This is a genomic window from Type-A symbiont of Plautia stali (genome assembly GCF_059731155.1).
This window is the reverse complement of sequence record NZ_AP035891.1, coordinates 4,054,667-4,073,730: the sequence shown is the minus strand read 5'-3', so window position 1 is coordinate 4,073,730 and position 19,064 is coordinate 4,054,667. Positions and strand designations below refer to the sequence as shown.

11 protein-coding genes and 3 pseudogenes are annotated in these 19,064 nt (G+C 58.9%); 11 read left to right on the top strand and 3 right to left on the bottom strand.

Annotated features, from left to right (window positions below):
* Positions 1 to 88 precede the first annotated feature (88 nt).
* Positions 89 to 679 (bottom strand): protein-methionine-sulfoxide reductase heme-binding subunit MsrQ, encoded by a 591-nt coding sequence (gene msrQ / locus AC6I8M_RS21570; RefSeq protein WP_010615809.1) that lies wholly within the window; start codon positions 677 to 679, stop codon positions 89 to 91.
* Positions 680 to 1,684, bottom strand: a pseudogene (gene msrP / locus AC6I8M_RS21565) (protein-methionine-sulfoxide reductase catalytic subunit MsrP).
* Positions 1,685 to 1,989: 305 nt separating this feature from the next.
* Between msrP and csrD the strand changes: the two are divergent.
* From csrD to tldD, 8 genes and pseudogenes are all read left to right on the top strand, one after another.
* Positions 1,990 to 3,937 (top strand): annotated as a pseudogene (gene csrD / locus AC6I8M_RS21560) (RNase E specificity factor CsrD).
* A gap of 311 nt (positions 3,938 to 4,248) precedes the next feature.
* The gene (gene mreB, locus AC6I8M_RS21555) at positions 4,249 to 5,292 is read left to right on the top strand and encodes a rod shape-determining protein MreB (protein ID WP_010615810.1); all 1,044 of its coding nucleotides are present in this window, start codon (positions 4,249 to 4,251) and stop codon (positions 5,290 to 5,292) included.
* 269 nt (positions 5,293 to 5,561) lie between these two features.
* On the top strand, positions 5,562 to 6,596 hold the full coding sequence (gene mreC / locus AC6I8M_RS21550; RefSeq protein ID WP_010615811.1) for a rod shape-determining protein MreC: 1,035 nt from the start codon (positions 5,562 to 5,564) through the stop codon (positions 6,594 to 6,596).
* Entirely contained in the window at positions 6,593 to 7,081 is a 489-nt protein-coding gene (gene mreD / locus AC6I8M_RS21545; protein WP_010615812.1) for a rod shape-determining protein MreD, read from the top strand. Before mreC ends, mreD begins: the two co-directional genes overlap by 4 nt.
* A gap of 8 nt (positions 7,082 to 7,089) precedes the next feature.
* On the top strand, positions 7,090 to 7,683 hold the full coding sequence (locus AC6I8M_RS21540; protein ID WP_010615813.1) for a Maf family protein: 594 nt from the start codon (positions 7,090 to 7,092) through the stop codon (positions 7,681 to 7,683).
* A complete protein-coding gene (gene rng, locus AC6I8M_RS21535) occupies positions 7,673 to 9,142 on the top strand; it encodes a ribonuclease G (RefSeq protein ID WP_010615814.1) in 1,470 nt (489 codons plus the stop codon). Before AC6I8M_RS21540 ends, rng begins: the two co-directional genes overlap by 11 nt.
* A 47-nt stretch (positions 9,143 to 9,189) precedes the next feature.
* Complete coding sequence (gene yhdP / locus AC6I8M_RS21530) at positions 9,190 to 13,017, top strand: AsmA2 domain-containing protein YhdP (RefSeq protein WP_022548430.1); 3,828 nt, start codon at positions 9,190 to 9,192, stop codon at positions 13,015 to 13,017.
* Positions 13,018 to 13,081: 64 nt separating this feature from the next.
* A complete protein-coding gene (tldD, locus tag AC6I8M_RS21525; protein ID WP_498013606.1) occupies positions 13,082 to 14,527 on the top strand; it encodes a metalloprotease TldD in 1,446 nt (481 codons plus the stop codon).
* A gap of 150 nt (positions 14,528 to 14,677) precedes the next feature.
* On the opposite strand, the pseudogene aaeR reads toward tldD, so the two are convergent.
* Positions 14,678 to 15,594: pseudogene (aaeR, locus tag AC6I8M_RS21520) on the bottom strand (HTH-type transcriptional activator AaeR).
* Positions 15,595 to 15,852: 258 nt separating this feature from the next.
* On the opposite strand from aaeR, the gene aaeX reads away from it, so the two are divergent.
* From aaeX to aaeB, 3 genes are read left to right on the top strand one after another with little or no spacing between them, the layout of a single operon-like run.
* A complete protein-coding gene (gene aaeX / locus AC6I8M_RS21515) occupies positions 15,853 to 16,056 on the top strand; it encodes a p-hydroxybenzoic acid efflux pump operon protein AaeX (RefSeq protein WP_010615818.1) in 204 nt (67 codons plus the stop codon).
* 8 nt (positions 16,057 to 16,064) lie between these two features.
* Positions 16,065 to 16,994, top strand: a complete 930-nt coding sequence (aaeA, locus tag AC6I8M_RS21510; RefSeq protein WP_010615819.1) for a p-hydroxybenzoic acid efflux pump subunit AaeA — start codon at positions 16,065 to 16,067, stop codon at positions 16,992 to 16,994.
* An 11-nt stretch (positions 16,995 to 17,005) separates the two neighbouring features.
* Positions 17,006 to 18,958, top strand: a complete 1,953-nt coding sequence (gene aaeB / locus AC6I8M_RS21505; RefSeq protein ID WP_010615820.1) for a p-hydroxybenzoic acid efflux pump subunit AaeB — start codon at positions 17,006 to 17,008, stop codon at positions 18,956 to 18,958.
* Positions 18,959 to 19,064: the final 106 nt, after the last annotated feature.

The following is a 19,064-nucleotide window of genomic DNA, read 5'->3' as shown; positions in this document are numbered from 1 at the left end:
ACTGGTCTTATCTGCGAAGTTGATCCTGCATGGCCCGAAGGCCACACCTTTTAACAGATCTCGCAGCAGGAAAACAACCTTGCGGGGATTATCGGCGCAGAAGTTTACGCAACTTATTGTAACGCCAGCCTAACAGCGCCAGCGCCAGCAGGGCATAAATCCACGGCTGCGGTGACAGCACTTTCACTGACCAAAGATAGTGGACAGGCGCGAGGATCGCGACCAGATAGATGCCGTTGTGCAGCGTTTGCCAGCGGCGTCCCAGTTTTCGCTGGGCGCGCTGAAAAGAAGTGATGGCGAGAGCAAACAGAATAGTCCAGCTGATCATGCCCAGTAACAAATAGGGGCGCGATACAATCTCACTGCCGAGTAATCGCAGATGATCGTAACCCAGTTCCAGCAGATAGTAGCTGGTGAGATGCAGACAGGCCCAGGCAAAGCACCATAGGCCGAGCAGCCGGCGGGTACGAATCAGCAGCGGCTGCTTCAGATAACGCGTCAGCGGGCTCACCAGCAGCAGCTTCAGCGCCATGCGGCCGGTAAAATGCTGGATATCTTTCGCCGGATCGGCGCTCAGCCAGCCCTGATTTGCCGTCAGAAACAGGTACACCAGCGGCAGAAATGCCGCCAGATGCAGCACCACTTTCAGCAGCGTAACGTGGCGTAATGTCAGGCGCACTCAGTAGTTCTCCCGTAAATCGAGACCGCGATACAGCGAGGCCACCTCTTTAGCGTAACCGTTGAACAGTAGTGTCGGCTGGCGTTCCACCTTGAGAATGCCGCCCGCACCGATAAAGCGCTCGGTGGCCTGCGACCAGCGCGGGTGGTTGACGTGCGGATTCACGTTAGCGTAGAAGCCATATTCGTTGGCGGCGATCTGGCTCTAGGTTGTGGGCGGACGATCGTGCGTCAGGGTAATTTTGACGATCGACTTAATCCCTTTGAAGCCATATTTCCACGGCACCGTCAGGCGAATCGGCGCGCCGTTTTGCGGCGGCAGCGCTTTGCCGTAAACGCCGGTGCTGAGCAGCGTCAACGGATGCATCGCTTCATCCAGCCGCAAGCCTTCAACATAGGGATAATCCAGCCCGCCGCCGATAAAGCGGTCCTTTTGCCCCGGTATCTGATCGGGCGCGTATAGCGTCTGGAAGGCGACATAGCGGGCATTGCTGTTGGGTTCAGCCAGCTTCAGCAGCTTGTTGAGTTCAAAACCTACCCAGGGAATCACCATCGACCAGGCTTCAACGCAGCGCATGCGATAGATACGCTGCTCCATGGCGAAACGCTTGAAGATGTCGTCCATATCCAGCGTCATCGGCTTCGCCACTTCGCCCTCAATGCGCAATTGCCACGGGTCGGTTTTCAGCGTGCCGGCATTGGCTGCGGTATCGGCTTTGTCGAGACCAAATTCGTAGAAGTTGTTGTAGCCTGCGACTTTATCAAACGTCGTCAGCGGCAGGTCCGCCTGCCACTGGGCCGGTTTACTGAACTGCAGATCGCGTCCGGCAGGCGCCGGCGGCCTGTCATTGCCCTTAAACCAGCTCAGCACATCGGCCTGTGCGCCGCCGGGCAGACTGGCCGCGGCAGCGCCAAGCCCCAGCGCTTTCAGCACCTGGCGGCGGCGCAGATTAAAAATGCTTTCCGGCGTAACATCGGCTTCGGTAAGGATGTGCTTGCGCTTCATGGCGTTCTCCGGCAAATCGATTAACTGCAGCTAGCATGATCAAACGCTGCCCGGCGCGCCACTTTCGCTGGCAAAATGTGAAATTTCCTAGCCGGTGCGTTCTGTTGAGAATAGGACGAAAAAGCCGCCTCGGAAGCCAGCGCTTCACACTTTGACGTTATACTCGCGCCGCAGGGTGGCGAAACCGGCGCCGGGCGGGCGCTGATTTGGATCGGTAATTGTGATAATTTGCTCAGGTTTGCACCAGCGCGGCTGGCGCGAACCGTTGGCTGGCGTTCATAAACCGCAGTGATACAGGCACAGGGATGCGATTAACAACCAAGTTTTCTGCGTTTATTACCTTATTAAGCTTACTGGCGATGTTACTGATGCTGGTAGGCTGCGCTTTTAGTTTTATCTGGCTGTCGCAGCAGCGCGTAGAGAACCGCGTGCAAACGCTGGCGACGGAAGTCGATAAAGCGCTGGCCAGCCAGTCACCGCAGGAACTGACGCAGTGGCTGACGCGCCTGATGCCCGTCATCAATGCCGAACAGCTGGAATTGCATCACGATGATACCGTGCTGTTCCGCCTCGCGCGCCATGAAAATCCGATGCTGGAAGACGAGCCCAACCGTTTCATTCAACTGGATGTGCCGCTGGTGCACGCGCCGGGCATGGCGCTGCGCGTGGTGGTGCTCGATCCCGCCAAAACCTGGTTCCGCTCGTTCACCGGTGCCTACACGCTGATTATCCTGCTGACGGTGGTGGCGATCATGTCGGCGCTGTTGGTGATGACGCACCGCTGGCTTAACCGCCGCTGGCAGCATATGGAGCGGCTGGAGGCGCGCGCGGAGCGCATTCTGGCTGGCGAGCGCGCGCCGCGCACCGATGCCATCGCCGAATGGCCGCCGAAAGCCAGCCGCGCTATCGATCTGCTGCTGGGGGATTTACAGGAAGCCGGCGAACAGCGTCTGCGTATCGACACCTTAATCCGCACCTTTGCCGCCTAGGATTCACGCACCGGCCTGAATAATCGCCTGTTTTTCGATAACCAGCTGGCCACGTTGCTGGAAGATCAGGAAGACGTTGGCACGCACGGTGTGGTGATGATGGTGCGGCTGCCGGACCTCGACACCCTGCATGAAACCCTCGGGCCGACGCTGGTCGATGAATACCTGTTCGACCTGGTGAACATGCTCTCCACCTTCGTGCTGCGCTATCCGGGGGCGCTGCTGGCGCGCTATTTCCGCAGCGACTTTGCCGTACTGCTGCCGCACCGCACTTTGAAAGAGGCCAACAGCATTGCCGACCAGCTGATCAACGCGGTGGATTCGCTGCCGCCGATGCGCATGGTGGATCGCGATGATCTGATCCACATTGGCATCAGCGCCTGGCGCAGCGGCGAGTCGGTGTCGCAGGTGATGGAGAACGTCGAGCTGGCCACGCGCCGGGCGGCGCTGCAGGGCGGCAACAACTGGTCGGTGGGCGAGGGCAATACGCTGGAGATGGGGCGCGGCAGCGTGCGCTGGCGCACCCTGCTGGAAAACACCGTGAACCGCGGCGGCCCGCGTCTGTACCAGAAACCGAAGGTGCTGCTGGACGGCAAAGTGCATCACCGTGAAATGCTGGCGGGTGTGTTCGACGGCGATAAAGAGGTGGTGTCGGCAGAGTTCATGCCGCTGGTGCTGCAGCTTGGCATGGCCGACAGCTGGGATCGCCAGCTAGTCATGCGTATTGCGGCGCTGTCGGAGGTCTGGCCGGATGAAACGCTGGCGCTGCCGGTCAATATCGATTCGCTGCTGCAACGGCCGTTCCAGCGCTGGCTGCAAAAATTGCTGCTGCAGTGCAGTAAATCGCAAAGAAAACGATTTTTATTTGAACTTGCTGAGGCGGATGTTTGTCAACACATCAATCGTTTAGTGCCGGTTTTCCGTATGCTGACCGCGTTTGGCTGTCGGATTGCGGTAGATCAGGCCGGATTAACAGTGGTGAGTAGCGCTTACATCAAGCAGTTCCCGATTGAGCTGATCAAGCTCTATCCGGGCCTGATTCGCAACATTGAGCGCCGTACAGAAAATCAGCTGTTCGTGCAAAGTTTGCTGGATAGTGTGTAAATCCACGCCCACCAAAGCCTTTGCCGCCGGTGTACGCACGCGCGCGGAGTGGCAAACGCTGGCCGGGCTGGGCGTCGCGGGCGGCCAGGGCGACTTTTTTGCCCCTTCGCTGCCGGTGAACAGTAACGTGAAGAAACACTCGCAACGTTACCGGATTTAGCGCGTCAGCCACAGATACGGCAGCAGGCGGCTATTTTTCGCCTTTATGCCGTGCGCAGCCGGCGCGATCGGCGGCGGGAAATGTTAGATTTTATGTCGGAATTCACCCGCGACCGGCGGGTGAATTTGCGTTTAGAGCGGCAGCTTAGCGCCGTTTAACGCCGGTGTCGGACGGCAGCACCGCCGCGAAAAATTATTCAGCCTGGTTTTTCACCGAAGCAGAACGTTTTTGCGCCTTGTAGCGGCTTCGCGTGGTTGGTAAAGTAGGCGGATTTTATTTTCCGCCCCCAGCTTGCAGGATTATCCCTTAGTATGTTTAAAAAATTTCGTGGCATGTTTTCCAATGACTTGTCCATTGACCTGGGTACCGCGAATACCCTGATTTACGTAAAAGGACAAGGCATCGTGCTGAACGAGCCTTCTGTGGTTGCCATTCGTCAGGATCGCGCCGGATCCCCAAAGAGCGTAGCGGCTGTTGGTCATGATGCAAAGCAGATGCTTGGCCGTACGCCGGGTAACATCGCAGCTATCCGTCCGATGAAAGATGGCGTTATCGCCGACTTCTTCGTGACTGAAAAAATGCTCCAGCACTTCATCAAGCAAGTGCACAGCAACAGCTTTATGCGTCCCAGCCCTCGCGTGCTGGTATGCGTGCCGGTCGGCGCGACCCAGGTTGAGCGTCGTGCCATCCGCGAATCGGCGCAGGGCGCCGGTGCCCGTGAAGTCTTCCTAATTGAAGAACCAATGGCAGCGGCAATCGGCGCTGGTCTGCCGGTGTCGGAAGCTACCGGCTCGATGGTGGTGGATATCGGTGGCGGTACGACCGAAGTCGCGGTTATCTCTCTGAACGGCGTGGTTTACTCTTCTTCGGTCCGTATTGGTGGCGATCGCTTCGATGAAGCTATCATTAACTACGTGCGCCGTAATTACGGCTCGCTGATTGGTGAAGCCACCGCTGAGTGTATCAAGCATGAGATCGGTTCTGCTTATCCGGGTGACGAAGTGCACGAGATCGAAGTGCGCGGCCGTAACCTGGCTGAGGGCGTGCCGCGTGGCTTTACGCTGAACTCGAATGAAATCCTGGAAGCGCTGCAGGAGCCACTGACCGGTATCGTCAGTGCCGTGATGGTCGCGCTGGAGCAGTGCCCGCCGGAGCTGGCGTCTGACATCTCCGAGCGCGGTATGGTGCTGACCGGTGGCGGCGCGCTGCTGCGTAACCTGGATCGTCTGCTGATGGAAGAGACCGGTATTCCGGTGGTGGTCGCAGAAGATCCGCTGACCTGCGTAGCGCGCGGCGGCGGTAAAGCACTGGAAATGATCGACATGCATGGCGGCGATTTGTTCAGCGAGGAGTAATTCCTCTCCGGCTGAGACCGTGGTCAAATTGCGCAGGGAATAGCGACGATACCCAAAATCAGCACAACGGCAGGACGATGGTCATCGCATGCCGCACGGCATGCCTCAGCAGCAGGCACCGGGCAGCTGCGGCACAACGTCGTCACTGCGGTTTGCAGGATGCGGGGTAACTGGCGACGCTGCGCACGACGGCGTATAGCGTCCAGCCCTGGAGGCGTAAGTGCTGACACTCACGCTTCTTCCCTGATGTCGAGGAATTCGCAGAATTTATGAAGCCGATTTTTAGCAGGGGACCTTTCCTGCAGTTGCGCCTGTTTCTGGCCGTGATTGTGGCTATCGCGATTATTGTCGCCGACAGCCGGATCAGCACGTTCTCCCAGATCCGCAACTACCTGGACACGTCGGTCAGTCCATTTTACTTCCTGACCAACGGGCCACGACAGCTTCTTGACAGCGTTTCCGAAACGCTGGCCTCGCGCCAGCAGCTGGAGCTGGAAAACAAAGCGCTGCGCCGTGAGCTCTTCCTGAAAAACAGTGACCTGCTGATGCTGGGGCAATACAAGCAGGAAAACGCGCGTCTGCGCGAGCTGCTCGGCTCGCCGCTGCGTCAGGATGAGCACAAAATGGTGACCCAGGTGATCTCCACTGGCACCGATCCATACACCGATCAGGTGATTATTGACAAAGGCAGCGTCAACGGCGTGTACGAAGGCCAGCCGGTGATCAGCGATAAAGGTGTGGTCGGCCAGGTGGTGGCGGTGGGGCAGATGACCAGCCGCGTGCTGCTGATCTGCGATGCCTCGCACGCCCTGCCGATTCAGGTGCTGCGTAACGATATTCGCGTCATCGCCGCCGGTAACGGCTGCAGCGAAGATCTGCAGCTGGACCATCTGCCGGGCAATACGGATATTCGCGTCGGTGATGTGCTGGTGACGTCGGGCCTGGGCGGACACTTCCCGGAAGGTTATCCGGTCGGCGTAGTGTCGTCAGTGAAAGTGGATACGCAGCGTGCCTATACCGTCATTCAGGCGCGTCCGACCGCCGGTCTGCAGCGCCTGCGCTACCTGCTGCTGCTGTGGGGTGCGGATAAGAACGGCGACATGCCGATGGCACCGGACGAAGTGCATCGCGTGGCTAACGAACGCCTGATGCAGATGATGCCGCAGGTGCTGCCGCCCGCGGGCGAAATGGGGTCGCCGGCACCCGCCATGATGCAGCAAAATCAGCAGATGGGGCCGCCACAGCCCGCCGCCAGCAGCCGTTCGCAGGGTCATCCGGCGAACTCGCGCGGAGGCCAGCCTTGAGTCGATATCGCAGCCAGGGGCGTTGGGTGATCTGGCTGTCCTTCCTTGTTGCGCTTATCCTGCAAATCATGCCATGGCCGGATCAGATTTACATGTTCCGGCCATCGTGGCTATTGCTGATCCTGATCTACTGGGTGCTGGCGCTGCCGCACCGTGTCAACGTTGGCACCGGCTTTTTCCTCGGCGCCATTATGGATCTGGTCGCCGGCTCAACGCTGGGTGTGCGTGCGCTGGCATTCAGCATTATCGCCTATCTGGTGGCCTTTAAATTTCAGCTATTCCGCAATCTGGCGTTGTGGCAGCAGGCATTAATGGTTATGGTGCTGTCGCTGGCGGTTGATGTGATTGTTTTCTGGGTAGAATTTCTGGTCATCAACGTCTCCTTCCGCCCGGAAATCTTCTGGAGTAGCGTGGTCGACGGTATCCTGTGGCCCTGGCTATTCTTACTGATGAGAAAGATTCGCCGTCAGTTTGCTGTGCAATAAGGAATACAATGATAACCCTCTACCTGGCTTCCGGCTCACCGCGTCGGCGCGAGCTGTTAACGCAGCTTGGCCTGCAGTTTGAGCGCCTGATTACCGATGTTGAAGAGCAGCGTCAGCCGGGCGAAGCGGCGGAGTCTTATGTGCGGCGTCTGGCCAGCGATAAGACGCGGGCCGGCGTGCGGATAGCACCGCAGAATCTGCCGGTGCTGGGCGCTGACACCATCGTGGTGCTGAATGGCGAAGTGCTGGAGAAACCGCGTGATGCGGCGCATGCCGCGCAGATGCTGGGTAAACTGGCCGGGCAAACCCATCAGGTAATGACGGCCGTGGCGCTGGCCGATGCGCAGGGCGAGCTGGATTGCCTGGTGACCACAGATGTGACATTCCGCACTATCACGGCAGAGGAAATTTCGCACTATATCGCCAGCGGCGAGCCGATGGATAAAGCCGGCGCGTACGGTATTCAGGGCCTGGGCGGCAACTTTGTGCGCCGCATCAATGGAAGTTATCACGCCGTAGTGGGATTGCCGCTGGTGGAAACCAGCGAACTGCTGAGCCATTTTCAGTCGCTGCGTGCGTTAAGGGGACAAGATGACGGCTGAACTGCTGGTAAATGTGACACCTTCTGAAACCCGTGTTGCCTATATTGACGGCGGCATTCTGCAGGAAATCCATATTGAGCGCGAAGCGCGGCGCGGTATTGTCGGCAATATCTACGAAGGGCGCGTCAGCCGGGTACTGCCGGGCATGCAGGCGGCATTTGTCGATATCGGGATGGACAAAGCGGCCTTTCTGCATGCCTCGGACATCATGCCGCACACCGAATGCGTGGCGGGTAATGAGAAGAAGAACTTTATCGTGCGCGATATCGCCGAGCTGGTGCGTCAGGGACAGGATTTAATGGTGCAGGTGGTGAAAGATCCGCTCGGTACCAAAGGTGCCCGTCTCACCACCGATATCACGCTGCCGTCGCGCTACCTGGTATTTATGCCGGGGGCTTCGCACGTGGGCGTCTCACAGCGCATTGAAAGCGAGGCCGAACGTGAGCGCCTGAAAGCGGTGGTTGCCGCTTACTGTGACGATCTCGGCGGCTTTATTATTCGTACCGCCGCAGAAGGCATTGGCGCAGAAGAGCTGGCGCAGGACGCGGCGTTTTTAAAGCGCCTGTGGACTAAAGTCAGCGAGCGTAAGAAGCGTAACCAGACGCGCTGTCTGCTGTACGGCGAGCTGGCGCTGGCGCAGCGCGTCCTGCGCGATTTCGCCGGCGCAGCGCTGGATCGCATCCGCGTTGATTCGCGGCTGACCTGCGATCTGCTGGTGGAGTTTACCAGCGAATATATCCCGGAGATGGCCAGCAAGCTGGAGCTGTACAACGGCAAGCCGCCGATTTTCGATCTCTATGACGTGGAGAACGAGATTCAGCGCTCGCTGGAGCGCAAGGTGGAACTGAAGTCTGGCGGTTACCTGATTATCGACCAGACCGAAGCGATGACCACGGTGGACATTAACACCGGTGCGTTTGTCGGCCACCGCAACCTCGACGAAACCATTTTTAATACTAATATCGAAGCCACGCAGGCGATTGCGCGCCAGCTGCGGCTGCGTAATCTCGGCGGCATTATCATCATCGACTTTATCGACATGAATAATGACGATCATCGCCGGCGCGTGCTGCACTCGCTGGAGAGCGCGCTGAGTAAAGATCGCGTCAAAACCAGTATCAACGGCTTCTCCGCGCTGGGGCTGGTCGAAATGACTCGCAAACGCACGCGCGAAAGCATTGAGCACGTGCTGTGTGCCGATTGCCCGGTGTGCCAGGGACGCGGTTCGCTGAAGACGGTGGAGACCGTGTGCTATGAAATCATGCGTGAAATCGTCCGCGTCCATCACGCTTACGACTCCGACAGCTTCTTGGTGTACGTGTCGCCCGCAGTGGGTGAAGCGCTGAAAAGCGATGAGTCGCACGCGCTGGCCGAAGTGGAAATTTTTGTCGGCAAGCAGGTCAAAGTACAGGTTGAACCGCTCTACACGCAGGAGCAGTTTGACGTCGTCATGATGTAAGTCGTGAGGTTGAACGCCGTAACCCAACGGAAAGCAAGGAGAGGTGTGTGAGGCGGTTGCCGGGGATTTTGTTACTGCTGCTCGCCGCAATCATCGTCATTGTGGCGCTGCTGGTCAGCGGGCTGCGCCTTGTGATGCCGCATCTCAACAGCTATCGCGGCGAGGTGCTGCACACCCTTTCGCGCGTCAGCGGCGTCACCATCGATGCCAGTGAAATTCAGGGAAAATGGGAGAATTTTGGCCCGACCCTGCAGGTGCGCGATCTCCGTATCGACATGGAAAAAGATGGCGAGCTGCAGATTGGCCGCGTTACGCTGGCGCTCAATGTGTGGCAGTCGCTGCTGCACTGGCGCTGGCAGTTTCGCGATCTCACCTTCTGGCAGCTGCGGCTGGCAACCAACCGTCCGTTGCTCACCAGCGACGAGCAAAGAAACAGCTTCAAACCGGCCCAAATCAACGATCTGTTCTTACGCCAGTTTGACCATTTCGATCTGCGCGACAGCAGCATCCGTTTTCTCACGCCTTCCGGCCAGCATGCCGAACTGGCGATTCCATACCTTACCTGGCTGAACGAAGACAACCGCCATCGCGCCGAAGGCGAAGTGAGCCTGTCCAGCTTCACCGGCCAGCACAGCGTGGTGCAGGTACGGCTCGATCTTAACGATACCAACGGGTTACTCAACGACGGCCGTATCTGGATGCAGGCCGATGACGTGGACGTGCGCCCGTGGATTGGCCGCTGGCTGCGTGACAATACCAGCCTGCAAAGCGCGCGTTTCAGCTTGGCCGCGTGGGTCAACCTGCGCGACGGCGAGGTGTACGCGGGCGATCTGCTGCTGAGCAAAGGCGGCGCGCGCTGGCGCGGCGAGCAGGGCGATCATCAGCTCCAGGTGGATGGCCTGACCGCGCATCTGGCGCGCTATCAGAATGGCTGGAGCCTGACGGTGCCGCAAACCCGGCTGATGACTGACGGCGTGGCCTGGGATGCCGGCCATATCGCACTGCTGTGGAAGCCGGAAGATAAACAGATGATCGGCGCGAACAGTGCAGCGGAAGTGCGGGTGCGCGCAACCCGGCTCGATCTGCAGCGTCTGGCACCGCTGGTGCCGCTGTTTGCGCCGCTCTCGCCCACGCTGCTAGACAACTGGCGGGCGCTGCAGCCGCGCGGCTATATCGACGCGCTGGCGCTGGATATTCCGCTGGCGCAGCCGGAGCAGACGCGTTTGCAGGCGCGCTGGCGCGATCTGGCGTGGCAGCACTGGCAGCACTGGCAGCTGCTGCCGGGCATCAGCAATCTGAGCGGCAGCGCCAGCGGCAGTCTGAACCACGGCCAGCTGGATGTGCAGATGGGCCAGGCGGAAGTGCCGTACGGCGATATGTTCCAGGCGCCGTTACAGATTCAGCAGGTCAACGGCCGAATCAACTGGCTGCGCGATGCTAACGGCCTGACGCTGGATGGCCAGCAGCTGGACGTGCAGGCACGTTCGCTGTGGGCGCGCGGCGATTTCCGCTATCAGCAAAATGTGGGTAAAGCGCCGCGCCTCGACATTCTCGCCGGGATTCGCGTCACCGACGCCGGTGATGCCTGGCGCTACTTCCCTGAGCCGCTGATGGGCCACGACCTGACGCAGTATCTCAGCGAAGCGGTCAAGGGCGGCCAGGTGGAGAATGCCACGCTGCTGTTTGCTGGCGATCCGCGTCTGTTCCCGTTCAAACACCACGACGGCATGTTCGAAGTGGCCGTGCCGGTGCGCAACGCCACCTTCCAGTTCCAGCCAGGCTGGCCGGCGCTGCAAAACCTCGATATCGACCTCGATTTTATCAACGATGGTCTGTGGATGAAGGCGGCGCAAACCCGGCTGGGCGCGGTGGACGCGCGCAACGTCAGTGCGGTAATCCCTGATTACCTGAAAGAGAAGCTGATCATTGACGGTGATTTGAGCGGCGAAGGTAAAGATATCGCCGACTATTTCGCCCGCACGCCGCTCAAATCCACGCTGGGTGCGGCGCTGGAGCAGCTGCAGATTGGCGGCAACGTTCGTGGTTCGCTCAACCTGGATATTCCGCTGGACGGAGAACTGGTGCACGCCAGCGGCAATGTAGTGCTGAATAACAACAGCCTGCACATTAAGCCGCTTAACACCACGCTGAAAAACTTGACCGGACGTTTCCGCTACAACAACGGGAACCTGGAGAGTGAAGAGCTGCAGGCCAACTGGTTCGGTCAGCCCACCGGCGTGCGTTTCAGCACCACGGAAAATCCTGATGATTTTGGTGTTAACGTCAAACTGCTGGGCGACTGGCAACCGGCGAAACTGGCCATGCTGCCTGCCAGCGTAAGCAGTAAGCTGGGCGGCAGTCTGGCGTGGCAGGGCAATGTCGACATCACGCTGCCGCATCAGGGGGGGGCGCGCTACAAGGTTGATATCAACGGTGACGGCAAGACAGTGAGCAGTCACTTACCTCCACCGCTGGATAAAGAAGCCGGTGAGGCACTGCCCATCGCCATTAATGCCAGCGGCGATTTGCACAGTTTTAACCTCAGCGGCAGCGTGCGTGAGCACCATCGCTTTAACAGCCGCTGGCTGCTGGAGCCACAGCTGCGCGTCGATCGCGGTATCTGGCTGAATGATGCTAAAAGCACGCCGGCGCTACCGGATCGGCGCGGGATGGTACTTAATCTGCCGGCGCTGGACGGCGAAGCCTGGCTGGGGCTGGTGACCGGGGCGGCGGGTTCACGCAATGCGCAGGGCGAGACGGACATCGGCGGCGCACTGCTGCCCGGCGATGTGACGTTGCGCACCCCAGCCCTGACGCTCGGCGGCCAGCAGTGGCACGATGTTAATGCCACGGTGACCCAGGGCGCGGGCGGCAGCACGCAGCTGCAGCTGGAGAGTCGCGAAGCGCGCGGTAGCCTGCGAACCGCACAACACGCGCCGTGGCAAATCGACCTGAGCTATCTTTATTACAATCCGCAATGGAGTGACGGCGAAGCGGGCAAGGCCTCCTCGCCGTTCAGCGGTGACAGCGGCATTGATTTCCGCAGCTGGCCAGCGCTGCAGCTCAACTGCGCTGAGTGCTGGTTGCGCGGGCAGAAGTTCGGCCATATTCAGGCGAAGCTACAGCCGCAGGGAGAGACGTTAGCACTCACTAACGGCAGCGTCGATACCGGCAGCTCGAAGCTCAATGTCGCGGGTGAATGGGTGAACAAAGCGGGCGAGCAGCGCACCTCGCTAAAAGGCAATCTGAGCGGCAAAAATATCAATGATGCCACCAACTGGTTTGGCATGAACACGCCGCTGCGCGATGCGCCGTTTAAAATTGATTATGACCTGCACTGGCGTTCAGCACCGTGGCAGCCTTCAGAAAAGACGCTGAGCGGTACGCTGAAAACCCACTTCGGCAAAGGGCAGATTGCGGATGTTAACACCGGTCGTGCCGGACAGTTGTTGCGGCTGGTGAGCTTCGATGCCCTGCTGCGTAAGCTGCGCTTCGATTTTAGCGATACCTTTAATGAAGGTTTCTGGTTTGATTCGATTAACGGCACGGCGTGGATTGAAAACGGCGTGATGCGCACCGATAACCTGTTGGTGGATGGCCTCGAAGCGGATATCGCCATGCAGGGCAAAATAGATCTGGTGCAGCGGCAAATCGACATGGAGGCGGTGGTGGCACCGGAGATCGGCGCCTCGGTTGGCGTGGCCACCGCGTTTGTGATTAACCCGGTGGTCGGCGCGGCGGTATTTGCCGCCAGCAAGGTGCTGGCACCGTTGTGGAATAAGATTTCGCTGCTGCGCTATTACATCAGCGGACCGCTGGATAAGCCGGAAATCAATGAAGTGCTGCGCAAACCGCGCGAAGCCGATAAGAAGTGAATTTGACGCCGTCGGGGAATTGCCGCAGGCTATGACTATCCGAGCACATAATGAGTGAGAAACGATGACTCTGAATCTGGTAAGTGAGCAGTTACTAGCTGCGAACAGCATTAATCAGCAGGACCTTTTTTCCCTGTTAGGGCAGCTTTCAGAACGTCGTCTGGACTATGCCGATCTCTATTTTCAGTCCAGCTTCCATGAATCCTGGGTGCTGGAAGACAAAATCATTAAAGATGGCTCTTATCACATCGACCAGGGCGTGGGCGTCCGCGCAGTAAGCGGGGAGAAAACCGGTTTTGCCTATGCCGATCAAATCAGCCTCAATGCCCTGCGCCAGTCGTCCGAAGCGGCGCGCAGTATCGTGCGCGAGCAGGGCAACGGTAAAGCACACGCGCTCTCCGCCGTGCTCAACCGCGCGCTGTACGCGCCGGTCAATCCGCTGGACAGCCTGACGCGTGAAGACAAAATCGCGCTTCTGCACTGGGTTGATAAAGTGGCACGCACTGCCGATCCGCGCGTGCAGGAAGTGAATGCCAGCCTGAGCGGCGTCTACGAGCAGGTGCTGGTCGCCGCCACCGACGGTACGCTGGCGGCGGATATTCGTCCGCTGGTGCGCCTGTCCATTAGCGTTCAGGTGGAAGATCAGGGTAAACGCGAGCGCGGCGCCAGCGGCGGCGGTGCGCGTACCGGCTACGAATTTTTCCTTGCCGATGAGAGCGGTGATGTACGGGCCGATGTCTGGGCGCGCGAAGCGGTGCGCATGGCGCTGGTTAACCTGTGCGCCGTCGCGGCGCCAGCCGGTACGCTGCCGGTGGTGCTGGGTGCGGGCTGGCCAGGCGTGCTGCTGCACGAAGCTGTGGGCCACGGTCTAGAAGGGGATTTCAACCGCCGCGAGACTTCCGTCTTCAGCGGTAAGATGGGCCAGCTGGTGGCGTCCGAACTCTGCACCGTGGTTGACGACGGTACCCTTGAAGGGCTGCGTGGTTCGCTGGCGGTGGATGATGAAGGCGTGCCGGGACAGTACAACGTGCTGATCGAAAACGGCGTGCTGAAAGGCTACATGCAGGACAAGCTCAATGCGCGTCTGATGGGCGTGCCGCCTACCGGTAACGGTCGTCGTGAATCCTATGCGCACCTGCCGATGCCGCGCATGACCAACACCTATATGCTGGCGTGCAAATCGACGCCGCAGGAGATCATTGAGAGTGTGGAGTATGGTCTGTATGCACCTAACTTTGGCGGCGGGCAGGTAGATATCACCTCCGGCAAGTTTGTGTTCTCGACCTCCGAGGCTTATCTGATCGAGAACGGCAAAGTCACCAAACCGGTGAAAGGCGCGACGCTGATCGGCTCCGGCATTGAGGCGATGCAGCAGATTTCCATGGTCGGGAACGATCTGGCGCTGGATAAGGGCGTCGGCATGTGCGGTAAAGAGGGCCAGAGCGTGCCGGTCGGCGTGGGGCAGCCAACGCTGAAGCTGGATAAAATTACGGTGGGCGGAACGGCTTAATGATCATGCTGGTGCGCATCAGTGCGCACCCTGTAAAAACCGCGCCATTCTTCCTGTAGGGTCACCCTTCATGGTGACTTGGCATGCATAACTGCCCCGCATTTCCCCGTCTGCGTCCTTAAGGCCAGCAATACCAGCGTGCAACCCCGGCTAACTTTTGCGGTGCTGCTGATACTGCCTCGCCACCTGCCTGAAATACTCGGTCAGATAATTGATACACACCTGTACCTTAAGCGGTAGCTTATCCTTCTCGGTATAGACGGCATACACCGGGCGCGGCTCCGAGTGATACTGCGGGAACAAAATATCGATCTCACCGGCGTTAATCTCATCAATTACCCACATCAGCGGCACATAGGCGATACCGCAGCCCGCTTTTAACCAGCAATCAGCGTCTGAGAATCATTGGTGACAAAACGTCCCTGCGGCGTCAGGCGCGTCACCAGGCCTTCCGGCGCCACCAGCTCGAAGGTGTTATCCGGGCGCACGCTGTATTCCAGCCAGGAAAAGTTGTCGATTTCAGCCGGTTTTTCCGGCGTGCCGTGCTGGGCCAGGTAGCTCTTCGCCGCGCATACCACCATCGGCATTGCGCCCAGCCGGCGCGAGAACAGGTTGGAATCCTGCAGCTCACCGACGCGTATCACCACATCCAGCCCGTTAGCAATCAAGTCCGGCGTCGGTATGCCGGTCATCAGGTTGACGCTCAGTCCCGGGTATTCGTGCAGCATCTCGCTGGTCATGGCGGAGAGGACATTTTGCGCCATGGCCGTTGAGCAGCCGATGCGTAAAATCCCGATCGGCGTATTCTTGAAGGCGTACAGCTGTTCGTGCACCTGCGAGGTCTCTGCCAGCATGCGGCGGCAGCCCTGATAATAAATCTTACCGGCTTCGGTCAGGCCCAGACTGCGGGTGCTGCGGTTAAGCCGTTTCACCTGCAGCTCATCTTCCAGTCTGGCAACAATCTGGCTGATTGATGAGACGCTGAGCTGCAGCTGGCGTGCGGCGGCGGTAAATGAGCCCAATTCAACCACTTTGGCGAAAATGGACATGCCTTTGAGTCGTTCCATTGTTTACTCTGGCTAAAAAGTGATTTAGCTCACAATATGTAGAAAACGTATAGTCAAGCGCGTTACTATACGCACGCTGGGTCTTTTCACCGCACCTGAACACGGCAGTGTTTACCCGATGATACGCTATGATTAGCTCAACGCGGCCTGAATGTTGTCATCAGATTATCCGTCACCCCACTATCATCAACCCGACGTGCCAGAGGGCATGAGGGCAGGTATCGGTGCAATCCGGCAAGGTCGAACTAAGGAACCGAAATGAGTATGCTTCCGGTATTTGTCGTATTGGGGCTGTCTTTTCCGCCCATCTTCATTGAACTACTGGTTTCGCTGGCGCTGTTCTGGCTGGTGAAACGAGTGCTGATGCCCAGCGGGATTTACGATCTGGTGTGGCACCCGGCACTTTTTAACACAGCGCTGTATTGCTGTGTGTTTTACCTTGTATCCCGTCTATTCGTCTGAGGTTTTAAGTGAAAGCGCTAATAAGAAAAATCGCGCGTTACGCCATTACGCTCCTGCTGGTTATCATCGCTGTTGTTATCATCTTCCGCGCCTGGGTGTTCTATACCGAGTCGCCGTGGACGCGTGACGCCAAATTCTCCGCCGACGTGGTGGCGATCTCCACGGACGTGACCGGACTGATCACCGACGTCCCGGTACACGACAACCAGCTGGTGAAAAAAGGCGATACGCTCTTTATCGTCGACCGTCCGCGCTACCAGAAAGCGCTGGATGAGGCGCAGGCGGATGTCGAATATTATCAGGCGCTGGTCAGCGAAAAACGCCGTGAAGCGGCGCGCCGTAACCAGCTCGGTACCAGCGCGATGTCGCGTGAAGCCATTGAGCAGTCGAATAGCGACCTGCAGACCAGTGAATATCAGCTGGCCAAAGCGGTGGCGACGCACGATCTGGCGGTGATCGACCTCGATCGCACCACCATCAAAGCGCCGTCCGACGGCTGGGTCACCAACCTCAACGTCTATCAGGGTGAATTCATCACGCGCGGCTCGGTGGCCGTGGCGCTGGTGCAGCAGCACTCATTCTACGTGCTGGCCTACATGGAAGAGACCAAGCTGGATGGCGTGCGTCCCGGCTTCCGCGCGGAAATTACCCCGCTGGGCAGCAATACGGTGCTGCGCGGCACGGTTGACAGCATCGCGGCTGGCGTGACCAACAGCAGCAGCAGCGTCGACAGCAAAGGCATGGCCACCGTGGACTCCAACCTCGAGTGGGTGCGTCTGGCGCAGCGCGTGCCGGTGCGTATTCGCCTTGACGATCAGCTCGGCAACCGCTTCCCGGCGGGGACCACCGCCACCGTGGTGATTACCGGTGACAAAGACCGCCAGACCAAAGTGTCGCCGATGGCGCAGCTGTTCAACCGCCTGCGTGAGTTTGGTTAAGCGGGGGCGATATGATTGAGTTTTTGCGTTTCCCGGTAAAGCTGACCTTCGCGCTGGTGGCGGCGCTGATGATTGGCTTTCACTTCAATCTGGAAACGCCGCGCTGGGCGGTGATGACCGCCGGCATCGTGGCCGGCGGCACGGCCTTTGCCGCGGGCGGCGATCCCTACTCTGGCGCGCTGCGCTACCGTGGCATCCTGCGTATTATCGGCACCTTTATCGGCTGTATCGCTGCACTCACCATCATGATTGCGACGGTGCGCGCGCCGGTGGTGATGCTGCTGCTATGCTGCCTGTGGGCCGGCATGTGCGTCTGGCTCTCATCGCTGATTAAAGTCGAAAACTCCTACGCGCTGGGCCTCGCCGGCTACACTGCGCTGATCATCGTGGTGACCGCGGATGCCAGCGGCGGTCTGACGCTGGCGCCGCAGTTCGCCGTGGAGCGCTGCAGCGAAATCGTGCTCGGTATCCTGTGCGCTATTCTCGCCGACATGCTGTTCTCTCCGCGCTCGATCAAGAAAGTGATTGATGCGGAAGTGGACGCGCTGCTGGTGGCGCACTACCGCCTGCTGCAGCTGTGCGTGGCGCACGAGGATAAAGAGGAAGTCGACAAAGCCTGGAGCGCGCTGGTGCGCCGCACTAGCGCACTCAACGGCATGCGCAGCCAGTTGCTGATGGAGTCGTCGCGCTGGAGCAACACCAGCCGCCGGCTGCAAATGCTCAACACGCTATCGCTGACGCTGATTACCCAAGCCGCCGAGACCTTCCTGATTCAGAATTCGCGCCCGGATTACATCCCGCCGCAGTATCGCCTGCTGATTGAAAAAGAGGTAACCAGCGTCAGTGACGTACATAAGCGCATGAAGCTGATGCGCCGCGTTATTGGCGTCAGCAGTAAAAGCGTGCCGTTTACCCTGGCCAGCTGGGTCGGCGCGGCGACAGAGTATCTGCTGTTGATCAATGGTGTTAAAAGCAACAGCCGTATCACCACGCTGGAGGAGAGTATTTTGCAGCGTAAGGTGGTGATCCAGGCGCGCTCGGCGGAGACGCATCATGCGATGATCAATGGCGTGCGCACCTTTGTTGCCACCGCGCTCGGTTCGCTGTTCTGGCTGTATACCGGCTGGACCTCTGGTAGCGGCTGCATGGTGATGCTGGCGGTGATTACCGCGCTGGCGATGCGCATGCCGAATCCCCTGATGATGGCGAAAGACTTCTTCTACGGCATGGCCTTTGCGGTGCCGCTGGGCATGCTCTACTTCATCTGGATATTGCCGGGCACCCAGCAAAGTGCCTTGCTGTTGTGTATTGCGATTGGTGCACTCGGCTTTATCGGCGGCATCTTTGTACAGCGGCGGCAGATTGGTATGCGCGGCGCGCTGATCGGCACCATCAACGTGCTGGTGCTGGATAACCCGATGAAGTTTGAGTTCAACGTGTTTCTCGACAACGCGCTCGGCCAGTGGATTGGCAGCTTTGTGGCGATGATGGTGATTTTGCTGATTCGTGACAAATCCAAAGCCCGCACCGGACGCAAGCTGCTGAATCGCTTTATGTATGCTGCGGTGGCGGCGCTGACCACCAATCAGGCGCGCCGGCGTGAGAACCATTTACCGGCGCTTTATCAGCAGCTGTTCCTGCTGCTTAACCTGTTCCCGGGCGATATCGACAAATACTGGATTGCGCTCACGCTGATTATTGGTCATCAGCGCCTGCGCAACGCGGAGGTACCGGTCAATGCCGACCTGTCGGCGTATCACCGCCAGCTGCGCTCCACCGCCGAGCGCATTATTGCGGCCAGCAGCGATGATAAACGGCGCTACTACTTTGAGCGCCTGCTGCAGGAGCTGGACGTTTATCAGCAGAAGCTGCAGCACTATGCCGCACCGGCCAGCGTAACGGAACCGGTGAAACGGCTGTCAATGATGCTGGATAAGTACCAGAACACCCTCATCCAAATCTGAAACTGGCCGCTGCCTGGCGCAGCGGCTGGCCTGATGCCACGCTGACCCTCATTGCCCCATTATTGCCATCTATACTTTCCTGACAGGATGCTTACTGACAGGAGAA

Coding starts and splice junctions, on each gene's coding strand:
- mreB (WP_010615810.1), top strand. CDS start 4,249: ATGTTTAAAAAATTTCGTGGCATGTTTTCCAATGACTTGTCCATTGAC.
- mreC (WP_010615811.1), top strand. CDS start 5,562: ATGAAGCCGATTTTTAGCAGGGGACCTTTCCTGCAGTTGCGCCTGTTT.
- AC6I8M_RS21540 (WP_010615813.1), top strand. CDS start 7,090: ATGATAACCCTCTACCTGGCTTCCGGCTCACCGCGTCGGCGCGAGCTG.
- rng (WP_010615814.1), top strand. CDS start 7,673: ATGACGGCTGAACTGCTGGTAAATGTGACACCTTCTGAAACCCGTGTT.
- tldD (WP_498013606.1), top strand. CDS start 13,082: ATGACTCTGAATCTGGTAAGTGAGCAGTTACTAGCTGCGAACAGCATT.
- aaeX (WP_010615818.1), top strand. CDS start 15,853: ATGAGTATGCTTCCGGTATTTGTCGTATTGGGGCTGTCTTTTCCGCCC.
- aaeB (WP_010615820.1), top strand. CDS start 17,006: ATGATTGAGTTTTTGCGTTTCCCGGTAAAGCTGACCTTCGCGCTGGTG.